This is a genomic window from bacterium (assembly GCA_013360215.1).
Taxonomy (GTDB): Bacteria; CLD3; CLD3; order SB21; family SB21; genus JABWCP01.
In genome coordinates this window covers 107030-130519 of the sequence record JABWCP010000005.1, presented here as the reverse complement: position 1 = coordinate 130519, position 23490 = coordinate 107030, and the positions used below count along the sequence as shown (strand labels likewise).

Annotated in this window: 21 protein-coding genes; 10 read left to right on the top strand and 11 right to left on the bottom strand. The window is 46.3% G+C overall.

From position 1 onward, the window contains the following. The first annotated feature begins 148 nt into the window (after positions 1 to 148). The 8 genes from HUU58_05105 (at position 149) to HUU58_05070 (ending at position 10339) form a co-directional block, all read left to right on the top strand. Entirely contained in the window at positions 149 to 574 is a 426-nt protein-coding gene (locus tag HUU58_05105; GenBank protein ID NUN45043.1) for a VOC family protein, read from the top strand. Continuing rightward, the gene (locus HUU58_05100; GenBank protein ID NUN45042.1) at positions 495 to 1208 is read left to right on the top strand and encodes a MarC family protein; all 714 of its coding nucleotides are present in this window, start codon (positions 495 to 497) and stop codon (positions 1206 to 1208) included. Before HUU58_05105 ends, HUU58_05100 begins: the two co-directional genes overlap by 80 nt. Then, the gene (locus tag HUU58_05095; GenBank protein ID NUN45041.1) at positions 1208 to 1999 is read left to right on the top strand and encodes a HEAT repeat domain-containing protein; all 792 of its coding nucleotides are present in this window, start codon (positions 1208 to 1210) and stop codon (positions 1997 to 1999) included. The genes HUU58_05100 and HUU58_05095 overlap by 1 nt, the downstream gene beginning before the upstream one ends. A gap of 15 nt (positions 2000 to 2014) precedes the next feature. Next, positions 2015 to 3505: a sodium:solute symporter family protein gene (locus tag HUU58_05090; GenBank protein NUN45040.1), complete on the top strand. Its 1491-nt coding sequence runs from the start codon at positions 2015 to 2017 to the stop codon at positions 3503 to 3505. 6 nt (positions 3506 to 3511) lie between these two features. Beyond that, positions 3512 to 5587: a TonB-dependent receptor gene (locus HUU58_05085; protein ID NUN45039.1), complete on the top strand. Its 2076-nt coding sequence runs from the start codon at positions 3512 to 3514 to the stop codon at positions 5585 to 5587. Positions 5588 to 5702: 115 nt separating this feature from the next. After that, positions 5703 to 6077 (top strand): carboxymuconolactone decarboxylase family protein, encoded by a 375-nt coding sequence (locus tag HUU58_05080; GenBank protein NUN45038.1) that lies wholly within the window; start codon positions 5703 to 5705, stop codon positions 6075 to 6077. Beyond that, the gene (locus HUU58_05075; GenBank protein NUN45037.1) at positions 6067 to 7137 is read left to right on the top strand and encodes an efflux RND transporter periplasmic adaptor subunit; all 1071 of its coding nucleotides are present in this window, start codon (positions 6067 to 6069) and stop codon (positions 7135 to 7137) included. Before HUU58_05080 ends, HUU58_05075 begins: the two co-directional genes overlap by 11 nt. An 82-nt stretch (positions 7138 to 7219) precedes the next feature. Further along, a complete protein-coding gene (locus tag HUU58_05070; GenBank protein NUN45036.1) occupies positions 7220 to 10339 on the top strand; it encodes an efflux RND transporter permease subunit in 3120 nt (1039 codons plus the stop codon). 75 nt (positions 10340 to 10414) lie between these two features. Here the strand turns inward: HUU58_05070 and HUU58_05065 are convergent, their stop codons facing one another. Genes HUU58_05065 through HUU58_05045 form a run of 5 tightly spaced genes read right to left on the bottom strand, consistent with a single transcriptional unit; the run spans position 10415 to position 16584 of the window. Beyond that, positions 10415 to 10597: a DUF2892 domain-containing protein gene (locus tag HUU58_05065; GenBank protein ID NUN45035.1), complete on the bottom strand. Its 183-nt coding sequence runs from the start codon at positions 10595 to 10597 to the stop codon at positions 10415 to 10417. 9 nt (positions 10598 to 10606) lie between these two features. Next, entirely contained in the window at positions 10607 to 10912 is a 306-nt protein-coding gene (locus HUU58_05060) for a hypothetical protein (GenBank protein NUN45034.1), read from the bottom strand. A gap of 1 nt (position 10913) precedes the next feature. Then, positions 10914 to 14162, bottom strand: coding sequence for an efflux RND transporter permease subunit (locus HUU58_05055; GenBank protein NUN45033.1), 3249 nt, complete (start codon positions 14160 to 14162; stop codon positions 10914 to 10916). Further along, positions 14159 to 15241 carry an efflux RND transporter periplasmic adaptor subunit gene (locus tag HUU58_05050; protein ID NUN45032.1) on the bottom strand — a complete coding sequence of 361 codons (1083 nt, stop codon included), beginning with the start codon at positions 15239 to 15241 and terminating at the stop codon, positions 14159 to 14161. Before HUU58_05050 ends, HUU58_05055 begins: the two co-directional genes overlap by 4 nt. Before the next feature lie 17 nt (positions 15242 to 15258). Continuing rightward, the gene (locus HUU58_05045) at positions 15259 to 16584 is read right to left on the bottom strand and encodes a TolC family protein (GenBank protein ID NUN45031.1); all 1326 of its coding nucleotides are present in this window, start codon (positions 16582 to 16584) and stop codon (positions 15259 to 15261) included. Between the two features lie 158 nt (positions 16585 to 16742). Here HUU58_05045 and HUU58_05040 point away from each other — a divergent pair, with 158 nt between their 5' ends. Next, entirely contained in the window at positions 16743 to 18299 is a 1557-nt protein-coding gene (locus HUU58_05040; GenBank protein ID NUN45030.1) for a DUF4384 domain-containing protein, read from the top strand. Positions 18300 to 18333: 34 nt separating this feature from the next. Here the strand turns inward: HUU58_05040 and HUU58_05035 are convergent, their stop codons facing one another. Genes HUU58_05035 through HUU58_05025 form a run of 3 tightly spaced genes read right to left on the bottom strand, consistent with a single transcriptional unit; the run spans position 18334 to position 20904 of the window. Next, the gene (locus HUU58_05035; GenBank protein ID NUN45029.1) at positions 18334 to 19431 is read right to left on the bottom strand and encodes a VWA domain-containing protein; all 1098 of its coding nucleotides are present in this window, start codon (positions 19429 to 19431) and stop codon (positions 18334 to 18336) included. Continuing rightward, positions 19421 to 20431 carry a prenyltransferase gene (locus tag HUU58_05030; GenBank protein ID NUN45028.1) on the bottom strand — a complete coding sequence of 337 codons (1011 nt, stop codon included), beginning with the start codon at positions 20429 to 20431 and terminating at the stop codon, positions 19421 to 19423. The genes HUU58_05035 and HUU58_05030 overlap by 11 nt, the downstream gene beginning before the upstream one ends. A gap of 2 nt (positions 20432 to 20433) precedes the next feature. Further along, positions 20434 to 20904 carry a PaaI family thioesterase gene (locus HUU58_05025; GenBank protein NUN45027.1) on the bottom strand — a complete coding sequence of 157 codons (471 nt, stop codon included), beginning with the start codon at positions 20902 to 20904 and terminating at the stop codon, positions 20434 to 20436. Positions 20905 to 21060: 156 nt separating this feature from the next. Between HUU58_05025 and HUU58_05020 the strand changes: the two genes are divergently transcribed. Beyond that, positions 21061 to 21489 carry a hypothetical protein gene (locus tag HUU58_05020; GenBank protein NUN45026.1) on the top strand — a complete coding sequence of 143 codons (429 nt, stop codon included), beginning with the start codon at positions 21061 to 21063 and terminating at the stop codon, positions 21487 to 21489. Between the two features lie 2 nt (positions 21490 to 21491). On the opposite strand, the gene HUU58_05015 is transcribed toward HUU58_05020, so the two are convergent. The 3 genes from HUU58_05015 to HUU58_05005 all read right to left on the bottom strand — a co-directional run bounded on the left by HUU58_05015 (position 21492) and on the right by HUU58_05005 (position 23450). Next, complete coding sequence (locus HUU58_05015; protein NUN45025.1) at positions 21492 to 22103, bottom strand: hypothetical protein; 612 nt, start codon at positions 22101 to 22103, stop codon at positions 21492 to 21494. A 70-nt stretch (positions 22104 to 22173) separates the two neighbouring features. After that, on the bottom strand, positions 22174 to 22569 hold the full coding sequence (gene mscL / locus HUU58_05010) for a large-conductance mechanosensitive channel protein MscL (protein NUN45024.1): 396 nt from the start codon (positions 22567 to 22569) through the stop codon (positions 22174 to 22176). A gap of 38 nt (positions 22570 to 22607) precedes the next feature. Further along, positions 22608 to 23450 carry a DUF3078 domain-containing protein gene (locus HUU58_05005; protein NUN45023.1) on the bottom strand — a complete coding sequence of 281 codons (843 nt, stop codon included), beginning with the start codon at positions 23448 to 23450 and terminating at the stop codon, positions 22608 to 22610. Positions 23451 to 23490 lie beyond the last annotated feature (40 nt).

Genomic DNA, 23490 nt, shown 5'->3' with positions numbered 1-23490 from the left:
TATTTTTCGAGTGTCTTCGGTACGCATACTTCGTTTGTAAGTTCTTTTTATTTAGACGGATTTTTCCCGCCGAACTGCATATATTTTTTCGTTTCGTAGATTTATACAGCGAATACCGCGTATATCACTTGTATCGGATGCTCAGGTTATGACAAAAGAAATGTGGCTCAACCTGCCTGTCAAAGACATAAAAAAAGCCAGGGCATTTTATAGTCATCTCGGATTTGCGTTCAATTCAGAACGCGATACCGAACATACGGCGTGCATGCTGGTCGGCGATCAAGATGCCGGCAAAGAAACGATTGTCATGTTGTTTTCGGAGCATGTCTTCCAAAGTTTCACCCACCATCCGATTGCGGATACGCGCCACGGTTCGCAAGTTCTGTTTTCGATTGATGCGGAGAGTCGCGAGGAAGTGAATCACCTTGCGGCAAGAGCGGAAGCGGCCGGCGGAAAAGTATTTGCCAAACCGGCAGAAAATACGGCGTGGATGTATGGATGCGGGTTCTGCGATCCGGACGGACACCGGTGGAATGTTTTATTCATGGACATGGATAAAATGGGAAAATTTTGACCTTATGAATTATAATGACTATATCCTTGCGATCATACCGGTGTTTGTCGCTATTGATGTGATCGGTTTTATGCCGCTTTATATCACATTGACCGACGGCATACCCGAGCCCGTCAAATCGCGCGTACTACGCCAATCTATTCTGACAGCTTTTTTGGTTACGATGACTTTTTTGGCGCTTGGCAAGGCGATATTTGCTTTTCTCGGCATTTCGATCAGCGATTTCAAAATCGCCGGCGGTATTATTCTTTTTGCTATTGCCATCAATGATCTCATTTCCTCATCGGACGATCGCATCAGTAACGAAGTCCGCGATGAAACGACCGAAATACATATCAATCAGAATCCGACGATCGGCATCGTACCCATCGGTATACCGCTGATCGTGGGCCCGGCTTTACTCACAACTATGATGATCACGATCGACAGTTATGGTATGGGGCCGACGATTTTTAGTGTGATGATCAATCTGCTCATCGTTTACGGCGCTTTGCATTTTTCGCCGTATGTTCTACGTATTACGGGACGGAGCGGCGCCAAAGGCATCGCTAAAGTATTTACCATCTTATTAGCCGCGATCGGCGTTATGATGGTACGTGTCGGGATCACGGAAATTATTAACGGAAAAGTATAATGCGCAATCAGGACGAAGAACCACTCAATGAATGGGATTTGCCGGAAGAGCCGGATGCGGATGAGGAAGATCCGGAAGCCGCGCATATCGCGCTGACTAAAGAAATGTATTATACCGCGATCATTGAGAATATCTACAATGAAGATACCGAGAAACGTCGAGAAGCTATCGACTTGATCAGTCATTTTGAATGCGACCCGCGATTAGAAGAGCCGTTGATGAAGTTGATTCGTTCGACGGATGCACGATTTGTGATGTCGGGTATCGTCGGCCTCGGTAACTGGCGCCATACCGACGGCGCAGAAGTGCTTATCGAAATGATAAACCATCCGACACCGGGCGTACTTTGGGATATAGAGATGCTGCAGGAAGCGCTGATTGCATTGGGGCGCATCGGCGGGCAAGAGTCGCTTGCGTTTTTGAAAACGTATGCCCATCAGCGATACCACGATCATGACGGCGGCGAAGATACTTTGGGTATGGCGGCTATCGAAGCCATCACTGAAATCGCAACGCACGGTCAGCACGGCGCGGTCGAATTTCTGATCGAAGGGTGCCGCAGTCTTGCATGGAATATGCGCGAAGTCTGCGCCGACTGCTTCAGTGTCGTATATGCCGGTAAAGAACAATTACCTAAAAACGTGTACGAGACGTTAGTCGCGCTTACTAAGGACGAAAACAAAAATGTTCGTATTGCGGCGTATATGAGTTTAGACGACATTGTAGGGCTTGACGAAAAAAACAAACAGATACTCGCCGACGCACGGCATAAACAGGTTTTCGGAAAATAATCAAACCGAGGTGCTATGAATCTTTTTCTCTTAGTCATAACAGTGTATGTGCTGGTGCTGATCGGCATCGGAATTTACAAAAGCTTTCAGATCAAAAGCCAAGACGACTTCATGGTAGCCGGCCGCAGTGTTTCCATGTGGTTTTTGGTCGGTACACTTGTCTGCACGTGGGTCGGTTCAGGGACGCTTTTCGGAAGCGCAGGGTTGTCGTTTCGCGACGGGTTTTCGGCGCTATGGATGTCAGCCGGTGCGTGGGTAGGTATCGTGTGTGTTTATTTTCTTGCGGGTCGCGTTCGCAAAATCGCAGAATATACCGTGCCTGATATTTTGGAAAAACGGTACAATGCGACGGCGCGCATCCTCGGAACGATCACCATCGTCATTGCCTATATGTCCATCGCGGGTTATCAATTTAAAGGCGGCGGACGTTTACTCAACATAATCACCCGTACGGACCCGCACAATGCAGCGACCGGACTTGATCCTTTCGTCGGCGCTATGATCACATGCGGTGTCGTCGTACTGTTTACATTATTGGCCGGCATGGTGTCTATCATCGCGGCCGATCTTGTTAATGGATTGATCATCACGATTTCGGTTATCATCGGTGTTCCTTTGTTGTTGTTTGGCAGTGATATCGGCAGTTGGAATTTTGTAACCGAAACGCTGCCCAATGATCATTTTACCGCATTGGGAACGCATAATGCATGGTGGGTGATCGGCATCTTTTTCCCGACATTTTTTCTGCTGATGGGTGAAAGCAGTATCTATCAAAAGTTTTTTGCAGCTAGAGATGAAGCGACGGCCAAAAAAGCTGTCATCGGCATGGTCATCGGCGTTCTTTTTGTAGAAGGTATGTTGTGCCTTCTGTCTATTATCGGCAGCGCCAAACATTGGTCCAATCCTATATTCAAAACGCCGGACGGCGGAATTGATCCTTCGATGTCGGAAACGGTCGTTCTGCATATCGCGCGATTTGATTTGCCGGAGGTCGCCGGTGCGTTATTGATGGCCGCGGCGGTAGCGATCATTTTATCTACGGCCAATACTTTTTTAATGATACCCTCGACCAATATTACACGCGACATTTATCAGCGCTTTATCAATCCGCAAGCCGATCAGAAAACGATCATCACCATGCAGCGTGTATTGATCGTAGTTATTGCGCTGGCGGCCTTCTTATTGGCGACGCAGTTTCAGACCATACTTGCCATGGCGTTTACCGCCTACACGATGGTCGGTGCAGGCATTACGCCTGTACTGCTTGCTAGCTTTTTATGGAAACGCGTTACGCCTCAGGGCGGTGTCGCTTCGATGGTTGCGAGTATGATCGTGACGGTCGGTATCACGGTAGCCAATGCCGTCATGGATCAACCGCTGCTTGAAGCCGATTATATTATCATTCCTGCAATCGTTTCTTCATTGGGATGTTTGATCTTTGTCAGCCTCATGACTAAACCGTCGCCGGAAGAAAAATACGCGCCCTTCATGAGCGCCGGGCAATAACACACTATGCTTTATAGGACAGTCAAAAAGGCACTGCTCTTTGTAGCGGTGCCTCTATTTTGCATCAATAACGATTTCCTTCTTAACGCACAAACGACCTCCGATAGCCTCCATTTATCCTCGACAGACACTACTACGATTCGGCCCGATTCGGTGATGGTCAAACCGTTTCCTTATCGTTCGGTTCAACATTTTTTTGAAAAAATAGATACGACGGAAAACATTCAGCGTGGGGAATCTTCATTCTGGTATACGATTTTGACGCATGATTCGCTGCTGCATTATTATCACGAAGATTTTGCCGACATGCTGATGCAAATAACCGGAACCTATTTACACGATCAGGGTAGTTATGGTAAACCCATCTCGGTAGCGTGGTCGGGATTATCCAATCGTCATGTATTGATATTGCTCGACGGTATGCCGCTCACGGAACCGGACTGGGGTTGGAGTAATCTGAATTATGTAAGCCTTGAAACCATTGATCGTATCGAGGTATTTCGGGGTAATGCATCGGTGCGATATGGCGCGCAAGCCGCAACCGGATATATCAATATCGTGTTGCGTCAAGCGGATGCGGACAAACCGCTCACATCACTCAAGTTTCGTTCGGTGTTTGATGATTTTCGCGATGTGGGTGTATTTTTCGGGCGAAATTTTGGCTCGCGCGTACAGACGTATGTCGGCGGTTCCAGCCGCGGCACGCCCGGTGAGCAGCTCGCTATCGGTCTTAGCGGAGGCACCTTAGCTAATTTTAACAGTACCCGGTACTCCGGAAAAAACATTTTTTTCGGCGGTAAAGTACTGATGCATGAAAACATTGCGTTGCAGATTCATCGCCAAATCTATACAGACCGATACGATGCCTATGGACGAGATCGTGATCCGCTAAAGGATGAATTTGATTTTTCAACACGCGGCGCAGAACGCAAAGATGAACGCGATGATTGGCAGGCACGTTTAGTTGTAAATAATAAAACGCATATGTGGACGGCTGAATATCAAAACACGGATATCGTGCGCCGCTCCACGGGATTTACGTATCGTTTAGTTCCACGCTACTACGGAGTAAAAAATCAAACCTACCGTACGCGGTATGCGGGCGATATTGGGATTTGGTCGCCCGTAGTCGGCGCAGCGTATGATCGAACATCGTTTGATACGCTTAACACACGTTTTGATACATTTCGGATGACTTCGTTATTTGCGGAAAATACATTTCGATGGGCATCATGGACTGCAGTGATGGGTGTGCGCTATGATCATCATTCGGTATATGATGGCGGGATGACGTGGACAGCGTCTGTGGCGTATCCTATACAAAAGAAATTAACCCTTCGCGCTGATGTCGGAAGTACCGTTGTTTTTCCATCGTTGCATGACGAAATGATACATACGACATCGTTGTATTCGGATGCGTTTGCTGACGGATATACCCGCAGTTATTTTTTTCCAAAGGATTCACTTAGTTTACTTCCGGTGACGCGTATTCGCACGATCTCCGGTACCATGGCCCATCGTTCATCGGGTCGAGGTTTGACCGTGTCCGCTACGATTTATACCAACTTTATTAAAGGCGGTACGTATTATACACCGGTTCACGTTCATACCGACACCGAACGGGTAGTACCTAAAACCAAGTCCAGCGGAAGAACATGGGGATTCGATGTTGAAGCGTCCCATCCGTTTTCTTTTACGACGTGGACACTGCGCCAATCCGTCAGCCAGGGTGATCAGGTGTTTCGCAACGGGACACCGTGGTATCGGGCATCGCTGACCGGTTATGGCGAAAAAATGGTGTTTCAAAACAATATGCGTCTAACGGGTACAATAACGGCGTCGTACTGGAATAAGCCGACAGGGTACACGTTTCAAGATGCACCGACGATGTATTTTGTGCCGACAACATCTAACCGATCGGGAGGGTTTCTTTTTTTTGCGCGCGTATCGGCGTATGTTGGCGACTTGCAGATTTTTTATGAAGCGGAAAATATTTTTAGAAACCGCTTCGAACTTATGGATGGTTATGCTGTAACGCCGCAGCAATGGCGTTTTGGTTTGGTGTGGAAACTATACAATTGAATTTTTTAGAGAAGATAGCGCGGTTACTTGTTTCTAATAATTGTTTTACGTTTATGCTTGCGGCTATTTGGTTTTTTAACTTTATTCATTCACACATTATTTGATGGTAAAACACATGGCGGATCGTTACAAACAATTTACCGAATACCGGCAGAAAATGAATGAACGTATTCTGGCGGAGGATAACAAGGTCATCAAACGGTTTTTCGGGCTTGATACGTTGACGTATCAGGACGGAGCGTTGAATATAAAAACCAAAGAAATGCTCGGCCTTGTCGCGTCGCTTGTATTGCGCTGCGATGACTGTATCGCTTACCATATCAATAAATCCAAAGAAGCGGGCGTGACTCGCGAAGAAATGTTTGAAGTGTTCAGCGTCGGATTGGTGGTGGGCGGTTCCATCGTGATACCGCATCTCCGCCGGGCGGTTGAATTTTTAGATGAAGTCGAACGTATCGAAACCACGGAGCCGCATTTGCATGGCCATTAAGAAATACTTGTTTTGGGGTATATTAGCAGGGATTGTGATTTGGCTGACCGTAAGCCGTCTTCTGAAGGAGGCGACTTCTTCACCGGGCGGAGGAAATCGCGGCGGTGGCGGCAATGCGCCGATGATGATCAAAGCTAAAATCATCAAGCCGCAAACTTTGGCTAATAAAATTCAGTCCACCGGGTCCGTCATTGCCAACGAAGAAGTCGAATTACGCAGTGAAGTTTCCGGGCGTGTGGTGCGGGTTTATTTTCGTGAAGGTAGTATTATCAATAAGCATGATCTTTTAATAAAAATCAACGATGCCGAACTGACAGCCCAACTGGAGCGCGCGGAGTCTAAACGCAAATTGGCCGAATCCAATGAAGTGCGTCAACGCGGGCTTTTTGAAAAGAATTTGGCCAGTCAAAATGATTATGACATAGCGCTCAATGAACTCAATGTAGCCAAAGCGGATATTGAATTGATCAAAGCACAAATTTCCAAAACGGAGATTCGAGCGCCGTTCAACGGTATGATCGGTTTGAAATATGTCAGCGAAGGCAGCTATATCACACCGACAACTCGTATCGCCAGTCTACAAAATATGGATGCGATCAAACTGGATTTCTCCATTCCAGAAAAATATTCCGGCGCCGTACGTGTAGGCGATGATATTGAGTACCGGATTGAAGGTTCGGATAAATTATATAAAGGCAAAGTATTTGCCGTCGAACCGAAAATCGAGTTGGCCACACGCACGCTGCAACTGCGTGCTATTTCGACTCAGATTGACCAGCGCGTTTTGCCGGGCGCTTTTGCAAATATCACTTTGATCCTGCGCGATATTCCTGGCGCGCTGATGATACCGACGGAAGCGCTCATGCCGGAACTGAAAAGCCAACGTGTGTATGTCTATAAATCCGGAACCGCCGTTTCTCAAAAAGTTGAAACCGGCATTCGTACCGATGTGGATGTTCAGATTACAAGCGGTATTGCTCCGAATGACACAATCATCATCACAGGACTTATGCAATTGCGCAATGGTCTCCCGGTTCGCATCAGCGATCTGATTCAGTAACTACTTACAGCTAAAATGCCCGTATCGCATCAATTTAGATTTTGAAGCGATCGGCGATCAATTCTATTGAGAAAGCTTGTTTATGAGTCTTTCAGCGATTTGTATTCGTCGCCCGGTACTTGCGATAGTGATGAATATCGTCATCGTGCTTTTTGGCGCGATCGCTTTCAGCTATCTTGGCGTTCGCGAATTCCCCTCCATTGATCCGCCGATCATCAATGTTCGTACGTCCTATACCGGCGCCAATGCGGAAGTCATCGAAACGCAAATCACCGAACCTTTGGAAAAAGCCATCAATGGTATAGCGGGTATCCGTACGATCACATCTTCCAGCAATCAAGGCACCAGCAATATTACGGTCGAATTTACACTGGATGTGAATCTTGAGACGGCGGCTAATGATGTCCGCGATAAGGTTTCGCAAGCCGTGCGGCAACTTCCGCAAGATATTGATGCCCCGCCGGTAGTAACCAAAGCCGACGCCAATTCGGATGCCATCATTTCGATGACGGTAGAAAGCACGACCAAAAATCAATTGCAGCTCAGTGATTTTGCGGAAAACGTCATTGCCGAGCGACTTCAGACGATTCCCGGTGTGAGCAGTGTACAGATCTGGGGGCAAAAACGTTATGCGATGCGTATCTGGATGGACCCGGCCAAACTTTCAGCTTTCGGATTGACCCCTTTGGATATACGCAATGCATTGGATCGGGAAAACATCGAAGCGCCGAGCGGAAAAATTTCCGGCGATGCTACCGAACTCGTCGTACGAACTATCGGTAAATTGATCACCGAAGATGATTTTAATAATCTCATCATTTCTTCGACGGGTGAACGCACCGTGCGCCTTAAGGATCTTGGTTACGCGCGGCTTGGACCTGAAAATGAAGAAACGATTTTGCGCCAATCGGGTGTGCCGATGGTCGGATGTGCGATTATTCCCCAGCCGGGTTCGAATTACATAGAAATCGCGGACGAGTTTTACAAACGTTTTGAGCAACTCAAAAAAGATCTGCCTAAAGATTTTTCGCTCAATATCGCTCTGGATAATACGCGTTTTGTCAAACGTTCCGTTGCGGAAGTACAAGAAACGTTATTGATCGCGATTGCGCTTGTCGTACTCATCGTATTTTTGTTTTTCCGCGATTGGATCGTAGCGGTTCGCCCTTTGATTGATATTCCGGTTTCACTCATCGGTGCGTTTTTTATTATGTATACGATGGACTTCTCCATCAATATTCTCACGCTGCTTGCCGTCGTATTGGCCACAGGGCTTGTGGTGGATGACGGTATCGTCGTAACGGAAAATATTTATAAAAAAATCGAAGAAGGCCTTTCGCCGATGGAAGCGGCGTTTAAAGGTTCAGCCGAAATTTTCTTCGCCGTTATTTCTACGTCCATCACGCTCGCCGCGGTTTTTTTGCCGATCATTTTTTTAGAAGGTTTTGTAGGACGCCTTTTTCGCGAATTTGGCATTGTGATCGCGGGTGCCGTATTGATTTCTGCATTTGTATCGCTGACGCTCACACCGATGTTGAGTTCGCGCCTCTTTCGTCGCCAGCAAAAGCATACGCGCTTTTATGAGTTGACGGAGCCTTTTTTTGCAGGGATGATACAGGCGTATAGTAATTCGTTGCATGCTTTTATGAAACGTCGCTGGTTAGCGTTGGCTGTTCTGGTCGTGTCGGTGCTTTTGATTTTCGTCGTGGGAAAACAATTGCAATCCGAACTTTCGCCGCTCGAAGATCGCAGTTTCATACGTTTTCAGGTGACCGCACCGGAGGGTTCATCCTTTGATTATACCGATAATTTTATGTTCAATATGGTGCAGTTAGTCAATGATTCTGTACCGGAAAAGCGCATCTTTTTGACCGTAACGGCGCCGGGGTTTGCAGGTACGGGTGCCGTTAATTCAGCGTTCGGGCGATTGGTGTTGATTGAGCCTGACGAACGCAAACGATCACAACAGGAGATTGCGGCTAAGCTCACCAACTATACACGCAAGTATTCGGAAGCGCGTACGTTTATCGTGCAGGAACAAACGATCTCAGCGTCGGGCGGCGGTGCGCGCGGCGGTCTGCCGGTGCAATATGTACTGCAAGCACCGAATTTCGAGCGCCTCAAAGAAGTATTGCCGAAATTTATGGAAGAAGTGGCCAAAGAGCCGACGTTTCAGGGTTTTGATGCCAATCTTAAATTTAATCGCCCTGAATTGCAGATCACGATTGATCGCGATCGTGCCCGTAGTCTTGGTGTTTCGGTGTTAGATGTAGGGCAGACGCTTCGCCTGGCGCTGAGTGGCCAGCGGTTTGGTTATTTTGTAATGAACGGGAAACAATATCAGATCATAGGGCAAGTTAATCGCCGGGATCGCGACGAACCGCTGGATTTGAAATCATTGTACGTACGCAACCGTACGGGCGAACTGATACAGATGGACAATCTGGTCAAAGTCAGCGAGCAAAGCGGTCCGCCGCAATTGTATCATTACAATCGTTATTCCTCCGCGACCGTATCGGCGGGACTTGCGCCGGGAAAAACCATCGGTGACGGCATCGAAGCGATGGATCGCATCGCCAAAAAGGTGCTTGATGATTCGTTTTCTACTGCATTGGCGGGGGCTTCGCGGGATTTTTCAGAAAGCTCTTCCAATATTTTATTTGCATTCATTTTGGCACTGGTACTCATTTACCTTGTGCTGGCCGCACAATTTGAAAGTTTTGTGGATCCTTTTATTATCATGCTGACGGTACCGATGGCGCTTGCCGGCGCGATTTTGTCGCTGTGGTGGTTTCAGCAAACACTGAATATATTTAGTCAGATCGGCATTATCATGCTGATCGGTCTCGTGACAAAAAACGGAATTCTGATCGTCGAATTTGCCAATCAGCTTCGTGAAAAAGGGAAAAACAAAATGGATTCGATTTTAGAGGCGTCCGTGCTGCGTTTCAGACCGATTTTGATGACCAGTCTTGCTACGGTGCTTGGTGCCGTTCCGATCGCTTTAGCGCTAGGCGCAGGTTCGATTAGCCGAATTGCCATGGGTATTGTGATTATAGGCGGTGTGATTTTTTCGCTGATTCTGACTCTGTATGTGATTCCTGCGATTTATTCTTATATGAAGCATGAGCACAAGCCCGGTCAGGAAACAAATATCGCTCCATTGCAACAAACAGAATCGTTATCAAAGGAGCATGTATAGAAAAGTGTTTAGGTGTAATAGATAAAAACAAAACCCGGGGCATTAAATCTCCCGGGTTTTTTTATTTCTACATCATCAACGGAATACCGTTTTTTTCAAAATCGTTTCCATCAAACACCATCCGGTAAATGATGATTGGATGAGATTGATACCTACGAACGCCGTAAAGAACAGCCAGTTGGGATGAACCCAATAACCTAAGGCCAGACTGATCAGTACGAAAGTACCGGCGATAACACGAATGGTTTTTTCTAACATAGTATCTCCTTATGCAAATTGTTCGACATGCATTTGAAAGGCGCGCATCGGATGATCGTGATCCATCGTTTGTCCATGATTGCGGATGGCTTGCATCAGTTCAGCAGCCTTTGATTCGTCGACAAAAGCAAAAACCAGATGCGAATAAATCGGCGAAGCTGTGTGTGCAAACCAATTGGAAGGATCGCGCTCGGTAGCATCACTCCGGTAGCCGCGAATTTCCGACTCTGAAAAAATGGTGACGTGATGTTCGCGAAAAAGTTTACGCAGATCCTGCGCGTACTGCTCGATCGTCATGACTGCGATCAGTTTCATATCAATTCTCCTTCGATTTGTTTTCCGTTGTTTCAAGAGGCACACTCGCTTGCGGCACAGTCTCGGATTCGTACTGCGCTTTTTCGGTCATATAATAAAAAAGCGGCACCATGATCAGCGTGAGGGCTGTCGAAGCGATCGCACCACCGATAAGCGAAATAGCTAACCCTTGGAAAATCGGATCAAATAAAATCACAAATGCGCCGATGACAACCGCGCCTGAGGTCAGAAGAATCGGCGTAGTACGGACGGCGCCGGATTCGATAATGGCTGTTTTCAGCGGCACACCGTCCTGCAAGCGCAATTCGATGAAATCAATCAGTAATACGGAATTGCGAACCATCACGCCGGCCAATGCGATCATACCGATCATCGAAGTGGCTGTAAAAAAGGCACCCATCATCCAGTGGCCGACCAGAATACCTACCAATGACAACGGAATCGCAACCATCATTACAAAAGGTACTTTGAAGGACTGAAACCAACCGATGATCAAAAAGTAGATAATCACGATCACGGCGGCGAAGGCGGCACCCAGATCACGGAACACTTCGTAAGTGATCTGCCATTCGCCGTCCCACTTCATCGAAAAATTTTCTTCAAGGAAAGGTTGTTTGGCGTATAGCGTTTGCAGAGTGTACCCTTCAGGTAACCGGATTTTTTTCATCGCTTCGTCGATGTTTAAAATCGCATATACAGGGCTTTCCACTTCACCCGCTACATCGCCCGTTACATAAACCACGCGTTGCTGATTTTTACGGTAGATACTTTTTTCACGCGTTTGAGGATAGATTCTGACCAAGTCCGATACCGCTACAGGAGTGCCTGTCATCGCGATGACATGGATGTTTTTGAGGTCATCTACGGACGAACGCTGAGATTCGGCGAGTTGGAGTTGAATGCCTACGGTTTCCAGTTCTTTGGCCTGATACAGTGCGCCAATTTGTTTGCCGTTTAATGCAATTCCTAAAACGTGATAAATCTGCTGCGGGCTGACACCGCTTTGTGCTGCTTTTTCTTTGTCAATTTCAAATCGGTATTCGGTTTGATCGTCTTCGACAAGCCAATCCACATCCACTACGCCGGGCGACGTTTCAAACGCCGTACGCACCTGATGGGCCACCTCAATTTGTTTAGTATAATCCGGCCCATATACTTCAGCGACCAGCGTGGACAATACCGGCGGGCCGGGCGGAACCTCTGCAATTTTGATGCGTGCGCCATAGGAAGCGCCGATCTTTACGATAGCCGGTCGAATACGTTTGGCAATGTCATGGCTTTGTTCGCTCCGTTTGCCTTTGGGAAGAAAGTTGACTTGAATATCGGCGACATTGGAGCCTTGTCTCAGATCATAATGGCGTACAAGCCCGTTGAAATTGATCGGCGCGGAAGTACCGGTGTACATCTGATAATGGGTTACTTCCGGCACGTTACGCAGATAGGCGGCAATCTCTTTGCTCAACGCAGCCGTTTTTTCTAGCGTGGCGCCTTCCGGCATGTCAATTACAACTTGTAATTCATTTTTATTATCAAAGGGTAACATTTTTACGGTTACCAATTTGAAGTACATCAGAGACATGGAAGCCAGCAATAGCACGACGACACTTCCGATGAACCACCAACGTTTTTTTGCGTTTTCGAGTAACGGAACAAAAATGCGGGTGTATAGTTTATAAATTCCCGTCGCTTCAAGGCGATATTCTTTTTCCGAATGCCCGTGCGTATCGCCGCGCAAAAGACGGTAGGCGAGGTACGGCGTGATGATCAGCGCGACGAACAGTGAAAACAGCATCGCCAGCGAGGCGCCGATCGGCATAGGGCTCATATACGGGCCCATCAATCCCGACACAAAAGCCATCGGCAGTACGGAAGCGATCACCGTAAACGTTGCTAAAATGGTGGGATTGCCGACCTCGTCTATCGACGCAATAGCCGCCTGTAAAAACGGCAATTTCCGCATTTTGAAGTGGCGATGCATGTTTTCAACTACGATGATGGCGTCGTCCACAACCAATCCTGTCACGAACACCAACGCAAAAAGTGTAATACGATTGAGCGTATAGCCAAACATGTAGTACACAAAAAGTGTCATAGCAAAGGTCACCGGTACGGTCATAAAAATGACCAATCCGCTGCGCCACCCCATGGTCAACGCAACAAGTACCGTCACGGCCAAAATAGCCGCAGAAAGATGTTTGAGCAGTTCGTGTACTTTTTCTGACGCCGTTTCGCCGTAATTGCGCGTGACGGTCATGGTTACGTCGGAGGGAATTAGTTTACCCTTCAACGCTTCCGATTTTTCCATCAGGCGTTCGCCGAGGCCCATCGCATCGGAGCCTTTACGTTTGGATACCGACAACGTGACCGCCGGATATTCCAACGCTTTATGTTCACCGGCGTGAGCGGCCCCGTAACCGAACGTCACATAATCTTTGATTTCATCAGGGCCGTCTTCGATCTGAGCGATATTTTTGAGATAGACAGGTTTGCCCAGGTGCATGCCGACGACCAATTGGCGTACGTCATCTGCGGTTTCTAGAAATTTTCCCGTTTGTACTAAATATTCCGTGTTGCCTTGATTAAATTTTCCTGCCGGGCCTTGTTGGTGGGCGGATTGGAAAAAAGGGATAATCGTGAGTGGATCAAGGCGATACGCCGCCATTTTTTCTTTGTCCAATATGACCCGCACTTGCCGTGAGCGTCCGCCGATAATTTTCACTTCGGACACGTCGTTGATTTTTTTGTATTCAGAACTGAGTTCTGCAGCAAAACGTCGTAAATCAAGCGCATCGTACCGGGCGCTCCATAGAGTCATTGCAAAAATCGGTACGTCGTCAACCGATTTGGATTTGATGAACGGAGGCCTGACACCGACCGGCATCTTATCCATGTTTTTGAAAACTTCGTCGTAGAGCCGAATGATTGCGCGCTCGGCATCCTCACCGACGACAAAACGTACGATGAGCATGCCTTGGTCCTGCATGGACGTCGAGTACACGTATTCGACGCCGCGGATATTGGAAATTATTTTTTCCAGCGGCTGGATGACTTTGGTTTCTATCTCCTTAGGTTCAGCGCCCGGATACTGCACAAAAACATCCGCCATCGGCACGACGATTTGCGGTTCTTCTTCGCTCGGTGTGAGATAGGTGGCAAAAAGACCGATTGCTAAAAACCCTGCGATGAGCAACGGCGTCAGTTTAGAATTGATAAACGCTTGTGCGATGCGTCCAGAAAATCCGGTTTTCATGGGCGAACCTCCACACGATCACCGTCGCTCAGACGTTCCGTTGATTCGTATATAACACGATCACCGAAATCAAGTCCGCTCAATACTTCAACTTCATTGCCATAGCTTTTACCCGGACGAATCCATCGTAACAAAGCCTGGTTGGCTGCGCTGACTACGAAAACACCTTCCAATTGGCCGCGCCGATGTATCACTGAATCCGGAACAGTGATCATATTTTTTTGACCGGTGCCCGCATAGATGCGCACGAACATGCCGGAGCGCAATGTTTTCTTCAGGTTTTCCGTTATTCCATGAAGCCGCACTTCCGCGTCATATTGGCGTGAGCCGGGAACTGCAGAAGGACTGAGGGCGCTGACATAGCCATTTAACCGATGCTTCGGATCTGAAGAAAACTCGGCTTCGACGGCATCCTGGATACGAATCGAAGCGGCGTCGCTTTCCGGGATCGGGATAATGACTTTGAAGGATGAAAGATCCTCAATAACCATCAGAGGCATACCCGGTGCAGCGGTATTGCCCACTTCAGTGAGTTTTTGGACGACGTAACCGTCAATGGGCGCTGTAATATCCGAATACCCAAACACGTCGTTGATTTCTTTTTCCATTTCTTCGACGGCTTTAAGTTTGGCCTGTGTCATCGCGTACGCCATTTCCGTGTCGTCCATTTCCTTTTGTGTAGCGCTTTTGCGGGCGTATAATTCTTTAATGCGGTGGTAATTGGATTCCATATTTTTTAAAGCGGCTTCCGCTTCGATTTTATTGGCGGCGATTTGCGCGCGTTTGGCGCTTAAGTCATCGCTTTTGATTTTGATCAGCAGTTGGCCTTTAGCGACGCGATCTCCGATGTGGGCATGTATTGCCAGGACTTGTCCCATGATTTTGGTGCTAAGCGTAATGCGTTTATCGCCTTGCAATGTACCGGCCAAGGTGGTTTTTTCGTTAACCGGTTTTTGGCGGATCGTGATTGTACGCACCGGTGTTGCGGTCTGATTGGGTTGACTTTTCTCCGGAGAACCGCATGCGACCATAACGATCATCATGACGGACAAACTTAACCCGATAAAACATTTCTGCATTTTTTTCCTCGTGTATATTAATTTTTTATGGATTGTTCGGTGAGTAATTCGACCGTAAACATCGCAGCATGCCAGGCAAACCGGGCATGTATCAATTGGAGGCGTGCTTGCGATAAAGCCGCTTCGGCCATCAGCAAATCCGTTGTACGATCTAAACCCTGATGATAGCGGTCGGAAAGAACACGATAATTTTCTTCGGATTGCTGCACGGCCTGTTCAGCGATAACGACTTGGCGGGTTGAAACTTTCCACTGACGAAGTGCCGCGTTAAGGTCATATTGACTTTGCGTCAGCGCTTTTTTATAACCGGTTTCGGTTTGACGGTATTGCGCGTTTGATTTCTGAATAGCGGAAATTTGGTCGAAACCGGAGAAAATATCCCAGCGCAGCATTGCGCCGACCATCCAGTTTTTAGCTTGCCGGCCGAACAGGGATGCGTCATTGTATTCGTAAGTGGCAAATCCATTGATACTGGGAAGAAATTTACTCCAGGCCATACTTTGCATGGCACGCTGTGCGCTCATCTGATAACGCATGGCTCGTATATCGCTACGGTTTGTCATATCGTGTGGCGTTGTCATTTCTAAGGCTAATGGCCCGCCCAGTGTGTCGGTAGGAATAATCACTTCATCGCCTGACAAACCCATCAGAAGTTTGAGCTGATTATTCGCATTATCTATCATGTTTTCTGTTTCAAGTTGTTTAGCTTCCAGTTCTTTTAAACGGAGCTCGGCAAAAAGTACATCGGAGCGACGGATCAGTCCTTGATCATAAAAATTGCGCGCCTGCTCGCTACCGGTCTGGGCGGCAGTAAGCGCTTTGCGAATAACTTCACGGCTTTGCAAAGCGACTAAAAGTTGGTAATAAGCTATTTTGGCTTGATAGGTGATATAGTAAGATGTGCGTTTGCTTTTTTCTTCCATCGCTTTGACGCCGGAGGATGCCGCACGAAAACCGAAAAAACCGTCCATATTCAGCAGTGGTTGCCGCCATTCCAGTTTGGTGGTATAATTATCTACAGCTTTAGGTTGATTGAGTGTGACCGGATTGAAATCCGCCTGAGTTACAATTTCTTGTTTAAGTTTTAAACCGAAAACATTTAACGGATCATTGGTGCGGGTATAAATTTCCGAAACCGATAATTGAGGAAGAAAAAGAGACAACGATTTTCGGTAATCGGCTCTCATCGCATCCATTTCCGCTTGTACAGAAGCTAAATCATAATTTTGGCGCGAAGCGGTTTGTAATACGGAGTCGAGAGTGTATCGGGTGCCGTCCTGCCCGGCCTTGACTTGTCCGACCAGCACAAACAAAAGAAAAACTCCAAAACATAAACTTTTCATACTACTCCTTAAACTTAACTATATAACCATATAGTAATATAATAAACTTTTAACTCCAAGTCAAGTATTTTATTCCGCCGTTTTTTAGATCGTTAATTCACTATTTACATTAGCCGATTACAGAAATACATTTATAAAACATCCTTAAAGGTACGCTCATGTATTATTTGTTGATCGCACTGGTTTTGTTAACAAAAGCTGTTTTGGCCGGGGATGCGCCGGATTGGGTTATTCAACCCGGAAAATCAGCCGCATTTCCTGCATCTGCTTATATAGTAGGATACGGCTCCGCTTCTGCCCAAAACCCGGACGCACAAAAAATTGCGGAAGATAATGCACGAGCGGCCTTATCCGGTTCGATCGTAACCGATCTGCGCAGTACGGTAATTTCGAGGCTTGAAGAGCAAGGGAAAAATTCGGCGGAATATTTCAGTTCGGTTACCCAGTCTTCTACCGGATTACAATTGTTGGGCATTTCGATAGAAACATATAAAGATAAAAAACTGGTTCATGTGTTGGCGTATGCCAAACGAACCGAACTTAGCGCCACGTACAACAAAAAACGTGAGGCGTTAATTTCGAATATCGCTGCGATCATTACACAAGCCAAGGCCGCAGAAGAATCAAAAAAAATAGAAGATGCTGCCGCACTTTATTTGAGTTTATTCCCGATGTATGAAGCATTGCGTGAAACGGAGATCGTATTGACAGTGGTGCATCGCGAAAGCCAAGTTTTTCAACCGGATAAAGCAATCCCGTCCCGTACAGAGATAGCCCAAACCATAGATCGCCTTCTAGCGCAAAGCATTACATCCGTCGAAGATGCGGCACGAGCCGTTGCTTATCAGGTATCCAAACAAATATCCGGCACGACCGGATCGTTTTTGGTGTCACCGATGACGTATCAAGATTCGAAAATGAGTAGTCCCTTCGCACGTTATTTTCAACAAGCACTGGAGACGCAATTTCAAAAATATGCGGTATGGGAAGTTGCACGGCAGGCACGCGGATTTCAACCCAAATCATCTCAGATTACCCGTGATCTTGTCATTGCATCCGGCGCGGGATGTATTTTTGAGGGCAATTATTGGGAGCAAGGCGATCGCATCAAACTAATTGGTCGTTTGCGCGATGTTCAAAACGGGCGCATCATGGCCGCCGTAGAAGTAACGCTGGATATTGCGCATATTCAGAAAACCGGTCTTTCGATCAAACCGGAAAATATGCTTAAGGCCTTAGCTGACCAAAAGGCTTTTGCTGAAGAAGAAGTGATCAGTTCGGATATCCAGTTGGATGTGTGGACCAACAAAGGCACGGAAAACCTTCTTTTTGCTGAAGGTGAAATCATGAAGATCTACGTGCGAACCAATCGCGCTGCGCACATACGCATTTTGTATAATTTTGCTGACGGTTCACGAACACTTTTATATGATGATCATTATATAGATGAAGCTAAGGCCAATCAGGTCGTTGAAATACCCGGTGAATTTGAATGTACGGGACCTTTTGGTGCTGAAATGATGGTCGTCGTTGCCAGCGTAGGAAAACTACCGGAAGTGAAGACGTACAGTGTGGATGGTATCGCGTATCTGGATGAAAAAGATGCCAAAAAAGCGGCATATGGTACACGCGGCTTCAAAAAGAAAGATCCGGCATCTTCCACTAGTCCTCAACAAACCGAAAAAAAACTGACCATCACTACTATCGCAAAATAATCTAGTTTAGCAGCACTTTCGATTTCATCCTAAACTATCGAACATTCTTTTTTCGGTTTTTGATGTAGTCCACGAATATGTATTGCCCGAGTTCGTTGAGGCCTGCATAAAACGCACGGCCTTTGTTGGTTTTGGTGAGTGTATCTACAAAGCGTGTCAGGTAAGGATCATCGGCGATCATAAATGTCGAAATCACGATATTATCTTTTTTGCATTGTGCCGCTTCGTTGAGCGTTTGATTGACGATTTTGCGATCCAAACCAAACGAATTTTTATACAGTTTACCTTCTTCGCGAATACATGACGGTTTCCCGTCGGTAATCATAAAAACCTGCTTGTTTTGATTGCGTCGCTTTCGCAGGATTTGCCTTGCCAACTGGAGCGCTTCTTTGGTATTGGTGTGATAAGGGCCGACATGAATATAGGGAATGTCTTCGAGATCAATCTGTGCTGCTTCATCGCCAAACGTAATCACATCTAGACTGTCTTTGGGATAACGCGTGAGTATAAGTTCCGTCAACGCCAAAGCCACTTTTTTGGCCGGAGTGATGCGGTCTTCACCGTATAAAATCATGCTGTGACTGATATCAATGGCCAATACCGTAGCGCAGGTAGATTTGTGTTCGGTTTCATACACTTCAAAATCATCTTCACGAAGTTCGATGTCCTCTCCGCGTTTTCGTTTCATGGCATTGTTCATCGTTGCCATAAAATCAATATTGGACGGGGGATCGCCGTACTGATAAGGTTTGGTTTCGCTCAAGCGTTCAACGCCTTCGCCCGTGTGATTCGTTTCATGCATGCCGCCGGGCGATTTTTTGAGAGATGAAAAAATCTCGTCCAGAGAATCCTGTCGGATTTTCCGTTCACCTTTAGGCGAAAGGACGGGAGCGCTGCCATCTTGGGATTCTTCGATATACCCTTCCTGGACAAGACGATCATAAAATTTCTGAAAATCCATATCTTCGTTAAAGATATGATACTGACGATCGATCTGCGTCATATAGCTCAGAGCTTTGCTTACGTCACCGTCCGTTAGCAGTAAGAGCTGATTAAAGATTTTCATCAGATCGTCGAACTTCATTTTGTGATTCGACGGTCCCGGCATAAATTGTGAATATTCAAACCGCATGAGAGGGACCTAATTTTCCAAATTTTTTATGCAGTACAAAACACAAAACCGTAAAAAGAATCAGACCGATGAAATACAGATGCACAACAACCGAAATACTGACCGTGAAAGCGATCATAAGGTAGGTTAGGCGTTTTCCGGTTTTTAGAATGGATGCTTCTTCGAACGGATTACAAACATAATGAATGCCGAAATGAACGAGTGAAAGCAGGCTAAATAAATAAAACAACGGATGAATTATCCAACCGGCAGCAGAAGATAACAAGAAAGACAGCGTCAATAATCCAAGCACATAGAACTTGCTTTGTTTTAAGCCGAGAAAGACTATGGTTGTACATTTTACAGGCGTCGCATGACGATCGCTTTCGTAGTCGAGATAATGGAAAACCATCATAATCGCGATATAAATCAATCCGGTTATTACGGCCATTAGAATAATAGCGCTATCCAATTGGCCGGTCTGAACGAAATAGGCGCCGGTCATATTGAGAAAAATTCCTGTAAAACCGCCGAACCATTCTCCGGCAAAAGGTCTGTAAGCAAACTGTAACGGAGGTAATGTGTAAAATAAACACACGAAATATCCGATTCCGAAAAACCAAAAAATTTCAGGTGAAGTGCGTTGCGACAGTCCGAACATCAAACCAAGTGCAACAATCGTGGTCACATCAAAAATATGCCATAATTGGGTAATAGTGGCCAAGCCGGCTTTTATTACTTTTCCGCCGCCGGATTTTTCACCGAGTTTGCGATATTGGTCGGCGCCGCTTTTCCAATCGGTGATTTCGTTGACAATATGTGCCGGGAATCCTTGGACAACAGAAGCGATAGCGGCTGTAAGTAAAAAATTGACCCAATCAATCGTTCCTGTCTGATATAGCGCCAGCGAGGCACTCAGTACAATGGTCAATACGGCCCATACCAATACCGCCAGAATTCGATACACCATAAACCAGGCTTTAAACGGAGGGAAAAAAGAATTTATATCGTTGTTTTGCATGGTTATGATTTGGTTTCCGGAGGTTTAGTCAGTATAAAATTGACCGTCGCCGTGGCGACAAGTGCATCGGATTCGTCTGTTATTTTAACTTCACAAACATTGATTCGCGCGCCGCGACGGATAACGACGGCATGGGCAAAGATAGTACTTTTAGCGCGTGAAAGGTAGGTAATATGCAAGTCCACCGTAGCAAAACTCATCTTTCCCTCAAATGCGGTGGACAATGCAAAAGCCGCCGCCGTATCGGCCAATGCAGCGACGATGCCGCCGTGGATCGTACCATGACTTCGCGGGCCATTGGTGATAGCCTCACGGTGCGTAAGCCGCAGGCAGGCATACAACTCGCGTAGTTCTTCCAAAGAAAATCCAAGCAAACTGTTAGCCGGGTGGTTTGCTAAACGAGCGGTCAGTAATGCGAAAAGCGCATCGGTTACCGGTGTGTGATGGATATATTTGTCTTTGTGGTTTTTCATGTTGTGTGTTTACAGCGCACATAAGAATAACATAAAAAACTATGGTAATTTGGTTTAGAAATCAAATTTTCACCTACAGATTCATAAAACGTATTTATGTGTACCCACACAATGATGTAGGTTGTTTCGCCGAGAGGTTTGATCCATATTAATACAATGACAAACCAACTGCGATTAAATTCATCCGCCGGGCCGTCGGCATTATTCATCAATTCGCCTTGGGCGCTTATTCACAGAGACGAAGAGGCTAATGCCGCCATGTTAGAATGGAAAAACCTTGTAACCGGTGAAACGTATAAACAGATTTTACGTCAGGTATTGTTTCTTGTACGTAAGGAAAGCTTGTCCCGGTGTATTTGGAATCTGAACAGTATTGAAAATATTAATAAAGAAGATCTGAAATGGAGCTTTCAGTTTTGGCTTCCGGCGATGGCTCAATGCGGTGTGAAATCGTTTGCCGTCATTGTTAATGAACAGCATTTGTTGCATTTGGCCATTGCTTCATATTTAGAAAAACAAGATATCGTAGAATACGGTATGTTTGAAAAAAGCATCAGTGCGATGTATTGGCTACAATCGCATTGAAATTAAAATTCCTTTACGTGCAGCGCTTCTTCGATACCCCATAACTTGATACGTGATTTTTCGTGAAATCCGACGGCGGTAGATACATGCTGGGAAGGATTGCGTAAATCCACGGTACTCCAACACGCTTTGATCCCTTGTTGTTGCAACTTTTTTAATACGGCGCGCACAACCGTAAAAGTCACCATACCTCCGGTCGGAGTGCCTTTGATGTCCCGCGCTACCGCAACCGGCCCGACTTGCACGGGTATATGGGCTGTTTCACGCCGAATCCATGCTCCGGCACGAAATACGTTATAGAGATCTTTTATGCTCAACCGTCCGCGCATCATAGCTGAAAGCGTAAAACGGACGTTTCGAAAAAAGTTCTTATTTTGCAGATCGGCATGAAAACGATGGAAATCGAGCATATAACAGTAATAGCCGAGCATTTTCCCGTCTTGGAATGCGCCCATCGCACCCGTATCTTGGCGTTGAACTATAGCGGGAAAAAAAACAGTCCGAAGATAAATTTCTCCCATTTTGCTCATAACGATATTGTAGTCGTCAAACGACTCGACAGAGATACGCGCCGCTTGTGCGATATCGTCAACGGTTAGTTCTCGGATTTCCATAGTTTTGCGAAAGCGTTTTAAAATATGAGGAGCGGCACGAATCCGCTCCCATACAATGAGTCCAAGTTTTTTATTTCTTTTTGAGTAAGTCTCTGATTTCTTCGAGCAGCAATTCTTGTTTGCTTGGTGCCGGAGGTGCAGCCGGTGCTGTTTCCTGTTTCTGATGAAAGCGGTTCATCGCTTTGATCAGAAGAAACACGGCAAAAGCCACGATCAAAAAATCCACACACGTTTGCAAAAAATTTCCGTAATTGATGGTAACCGGTTTTACATCAAGCAACTCCGTTTTGAACGTAAATTTCAAATCCGTAAAACTGAGCCCGCCGATCATCCATCCGAGCGGAGGCATTAGCAGATCGCTCACGGCCGATGAAACGATTTTTCCGAAAGCACCGCCGATGATGATACCTACGGCAAGATCGACAACATTGCCGCGCGAAGCAAATTGCTTAAATTCCTGCATCATACCCATACGATATTCTCCTCGTTATGTTGGCCGAGCGGTTAAAATTTGTACAGTAGTCCGGCGCCAAAAACTTCTTTGATCTGCCATTTGTTGGAAACATCCTTATCGTAAACAAATTGTGCCGTCAAATTGGCGCTGACATATTCATTCACCTTCATCAGAATCAGGTTTTCCCAGTTGACATCAACTTCTTTGATTTTTTTGTAACTTGAGAACATGTTTATTTTGGATGTAAAATCAATGCCGGTCATCAGGGGCGTTTTGTAAACACTGTTGATAAACCAACCGAATTCAGTATAAACTTTGTCACCCTTTTTTACGCCAAACGATCCAAGGTCAGACAGGCGCTTGTCGAGAACGAAAGTTGCCTTGCCCGTCACGGGAGATATAAGTGCTGAAAACTTATCGTTGGGACGATAGTCCGCACCGAGTGCGATGGTGAGCGCTGCCGGCGACATAAATTTGGAAATAGGTTTACGTAACGAATCGGGTACGCTGTAATCATAGCCGTTGGCAAATTGTGTACGAAAATCCAATAATGCCGAATATTTCCACGGGCCAACGAAATCGCGATTGTATTTGGACACATAAATGATCTTATCATCCGCTTTACGTGTACCGGCATCGCCCTGTTTGACGATACCGTAACCCAGTTCCAAAGAATTTTCCCAGCGCGTTTTTTCAAAGTGATAATTAGCAAACAAGCTCAAAAGTGAATTCAGCGCAAGCGAGTTATCGCCGCCGCCGCCCCAATCCTTGAGCTGTACCTGACTAAAGTTGATACTGGCTGCACCGCCACGCTGCCATGTTGTATCCTGTGCATGAGTCATTTGCGCAAAAACGACCATTACCAACGCAAAGAGTGTAAATTTAGACGTCATAGGCATTTCCTTAATTTTTAAATGACTACTAATTTATTGA

What these genes read in the sequence shown, in the direction of transcription:
- HUU58_05005 (NUN45023.1), bottom strand. Translation starts at nt 23,450, where the DNA reads ATGACGTCTAAATTTACACTCTTTGCGTTGGTAATGGTCGTTTTTGCG.
- HUU58_05035 (NUN45029.1), bottom strand. Translation starts at nt 19,431, where the DNA reads ATGCGGTTTGAATATTCACAATTTATGCCGGGACCGTCGAATCACAAA.
- HUU58_05065 (NUN45035.1), bottom strand. Translation starts at nt 10,597, where the DNA reads ATGTTAGAAAAAACCATTCGTGTTATCGCCGGTACTTTCGTACTGATC.
- HUU58_05060 (NUN45034.1), bottom strand. Translation starts at nt 10,912, where the DNA reads ATGAAACTGATCGCAGTCATGACGATCGAGCAGTACGCGCAGGATCTG.
- HUU58_05100 (NUN45042.1), top strand. Translation starts at nt 495, where the DNA reads ATGGATGCGGGTTCTGCGATCCGGACGGACACCGGTGGAATGTTTTAT.
- HUU58_05025 (NUN45027.1), bottom strand. Translation starts at nt 20,904, where the DNA reads ATGAAAAACCACAAAGACAAATATATCCATCACACACCGGTAACCGAT.
- HUU58_05075 (NUN45037.1), top strand. Translation starts at nt 6,067, where the DNA reads ATGGCCATTAAGAAATACTTGTTTTGGGGTATATTAGCAGGGATTGTG.
- HUU58_05080 (NUN45038.1), top strand. Translation starts at nt 5,703, where the DNA reads ATGGCGGATCGTTACAAACAATTTACCGAATACCGGCAGAAAATGAAT.
- HUU58_05070 (NUN45036.1), top strand. Translation starts at nt 7,220, where the DNA reads ATGAGTCTTTCAGCGATTTGTATTCGTCGCCCGGTACTTGCGATAGTG.
- HUU58_05050 (NUN45032.1), bottom strand. Translation starts at nt 15,241, where the DNA reads ATGCAGAAATGTTTTATCGGGTTAAGTTTGTCCGTCATGATGATCGTT.
- HUU58_05085 (NUN45039.1), top strand. Translation starts at nt 3,512, where the DNA reads ATGCTTTATAGGACAGTCAAAAAGGCACTGCTCTTTGTAGCGGTGCCT.
- HUU58_05095 (NUN45041.1), top strand. Translation starts at nt 1,208, where the DNA reads ATGCGCAATCAGGACGAAGAACCACTCAATGAATGGGATTTGCCGGAA.
- HUU58_05090 (NUN45040.1), top strand. Translation starts at nt 2,015, where the DNA reads ATGAATCTTTTTCTCTTAGTCATAACAGTGTATGTGCTGGTGCTGATC.
- HUU58_05015 (NUN45025.1), bottom strand. Translation starts at nt 22,103, where the DNA reads ATGGAAATCCGAGAACTAACCGTTGACGATATCGCACAAGCGGCGCGT.
- HUU58_05055 (NUN45033.1), bottom strand. Translation starts at nt 14,162, where the DNA reads ATGAAAACCGGATTTTCTGGACGCATCGCACAAGCGTTTATCAATTCT.
- HUU58_05045 (NUN45031.1), bottom strand. Translation starts at nt 16,584, where the DNA reads ATGAAAAGTTTATGTTTTGGAGTTTTTCTTTTGTTTGTGCTGGTCGGA.
- mscL (NUN45024.1), bottom strand. Translation starts at nt 22,569, where the DNA reads ATGATGCAGGAATTTAAGCAATTTGCTTCGCGCGGCAATGTTGTCGAT.
- HUU58_05020 (NUN45026.1), top strand. Translation starts at nt 21,061, where the DNA reads ATGACAAACCAACTGCGATTAAATTCATCCGCCGGGCCGTCGGCATTA.
- HUU58_05040 (NUN45030.1), top strand. Translation starts at nt 16,743, where the DNA reads ATGTATTATTTGTTGATCGCACTGGTTTTGTTAACAAAAGCTGTTTTG.
- HUU58_05105 (NUN45043.1), top strand. Translation starts at nt 149, where the DNA reads ATGACAAAAGAAATGTGGCTCAACCTGCCTGTCAAAGACATAAAAAAA.
- HUU58_05030 (NUN45028.1), bottom strand. Translation starts at nt 20,431, where the DNA reads ATGCAAAACAACGATATAAATTCTTTTTTCCCTCCGTTTAAAGCCTGG.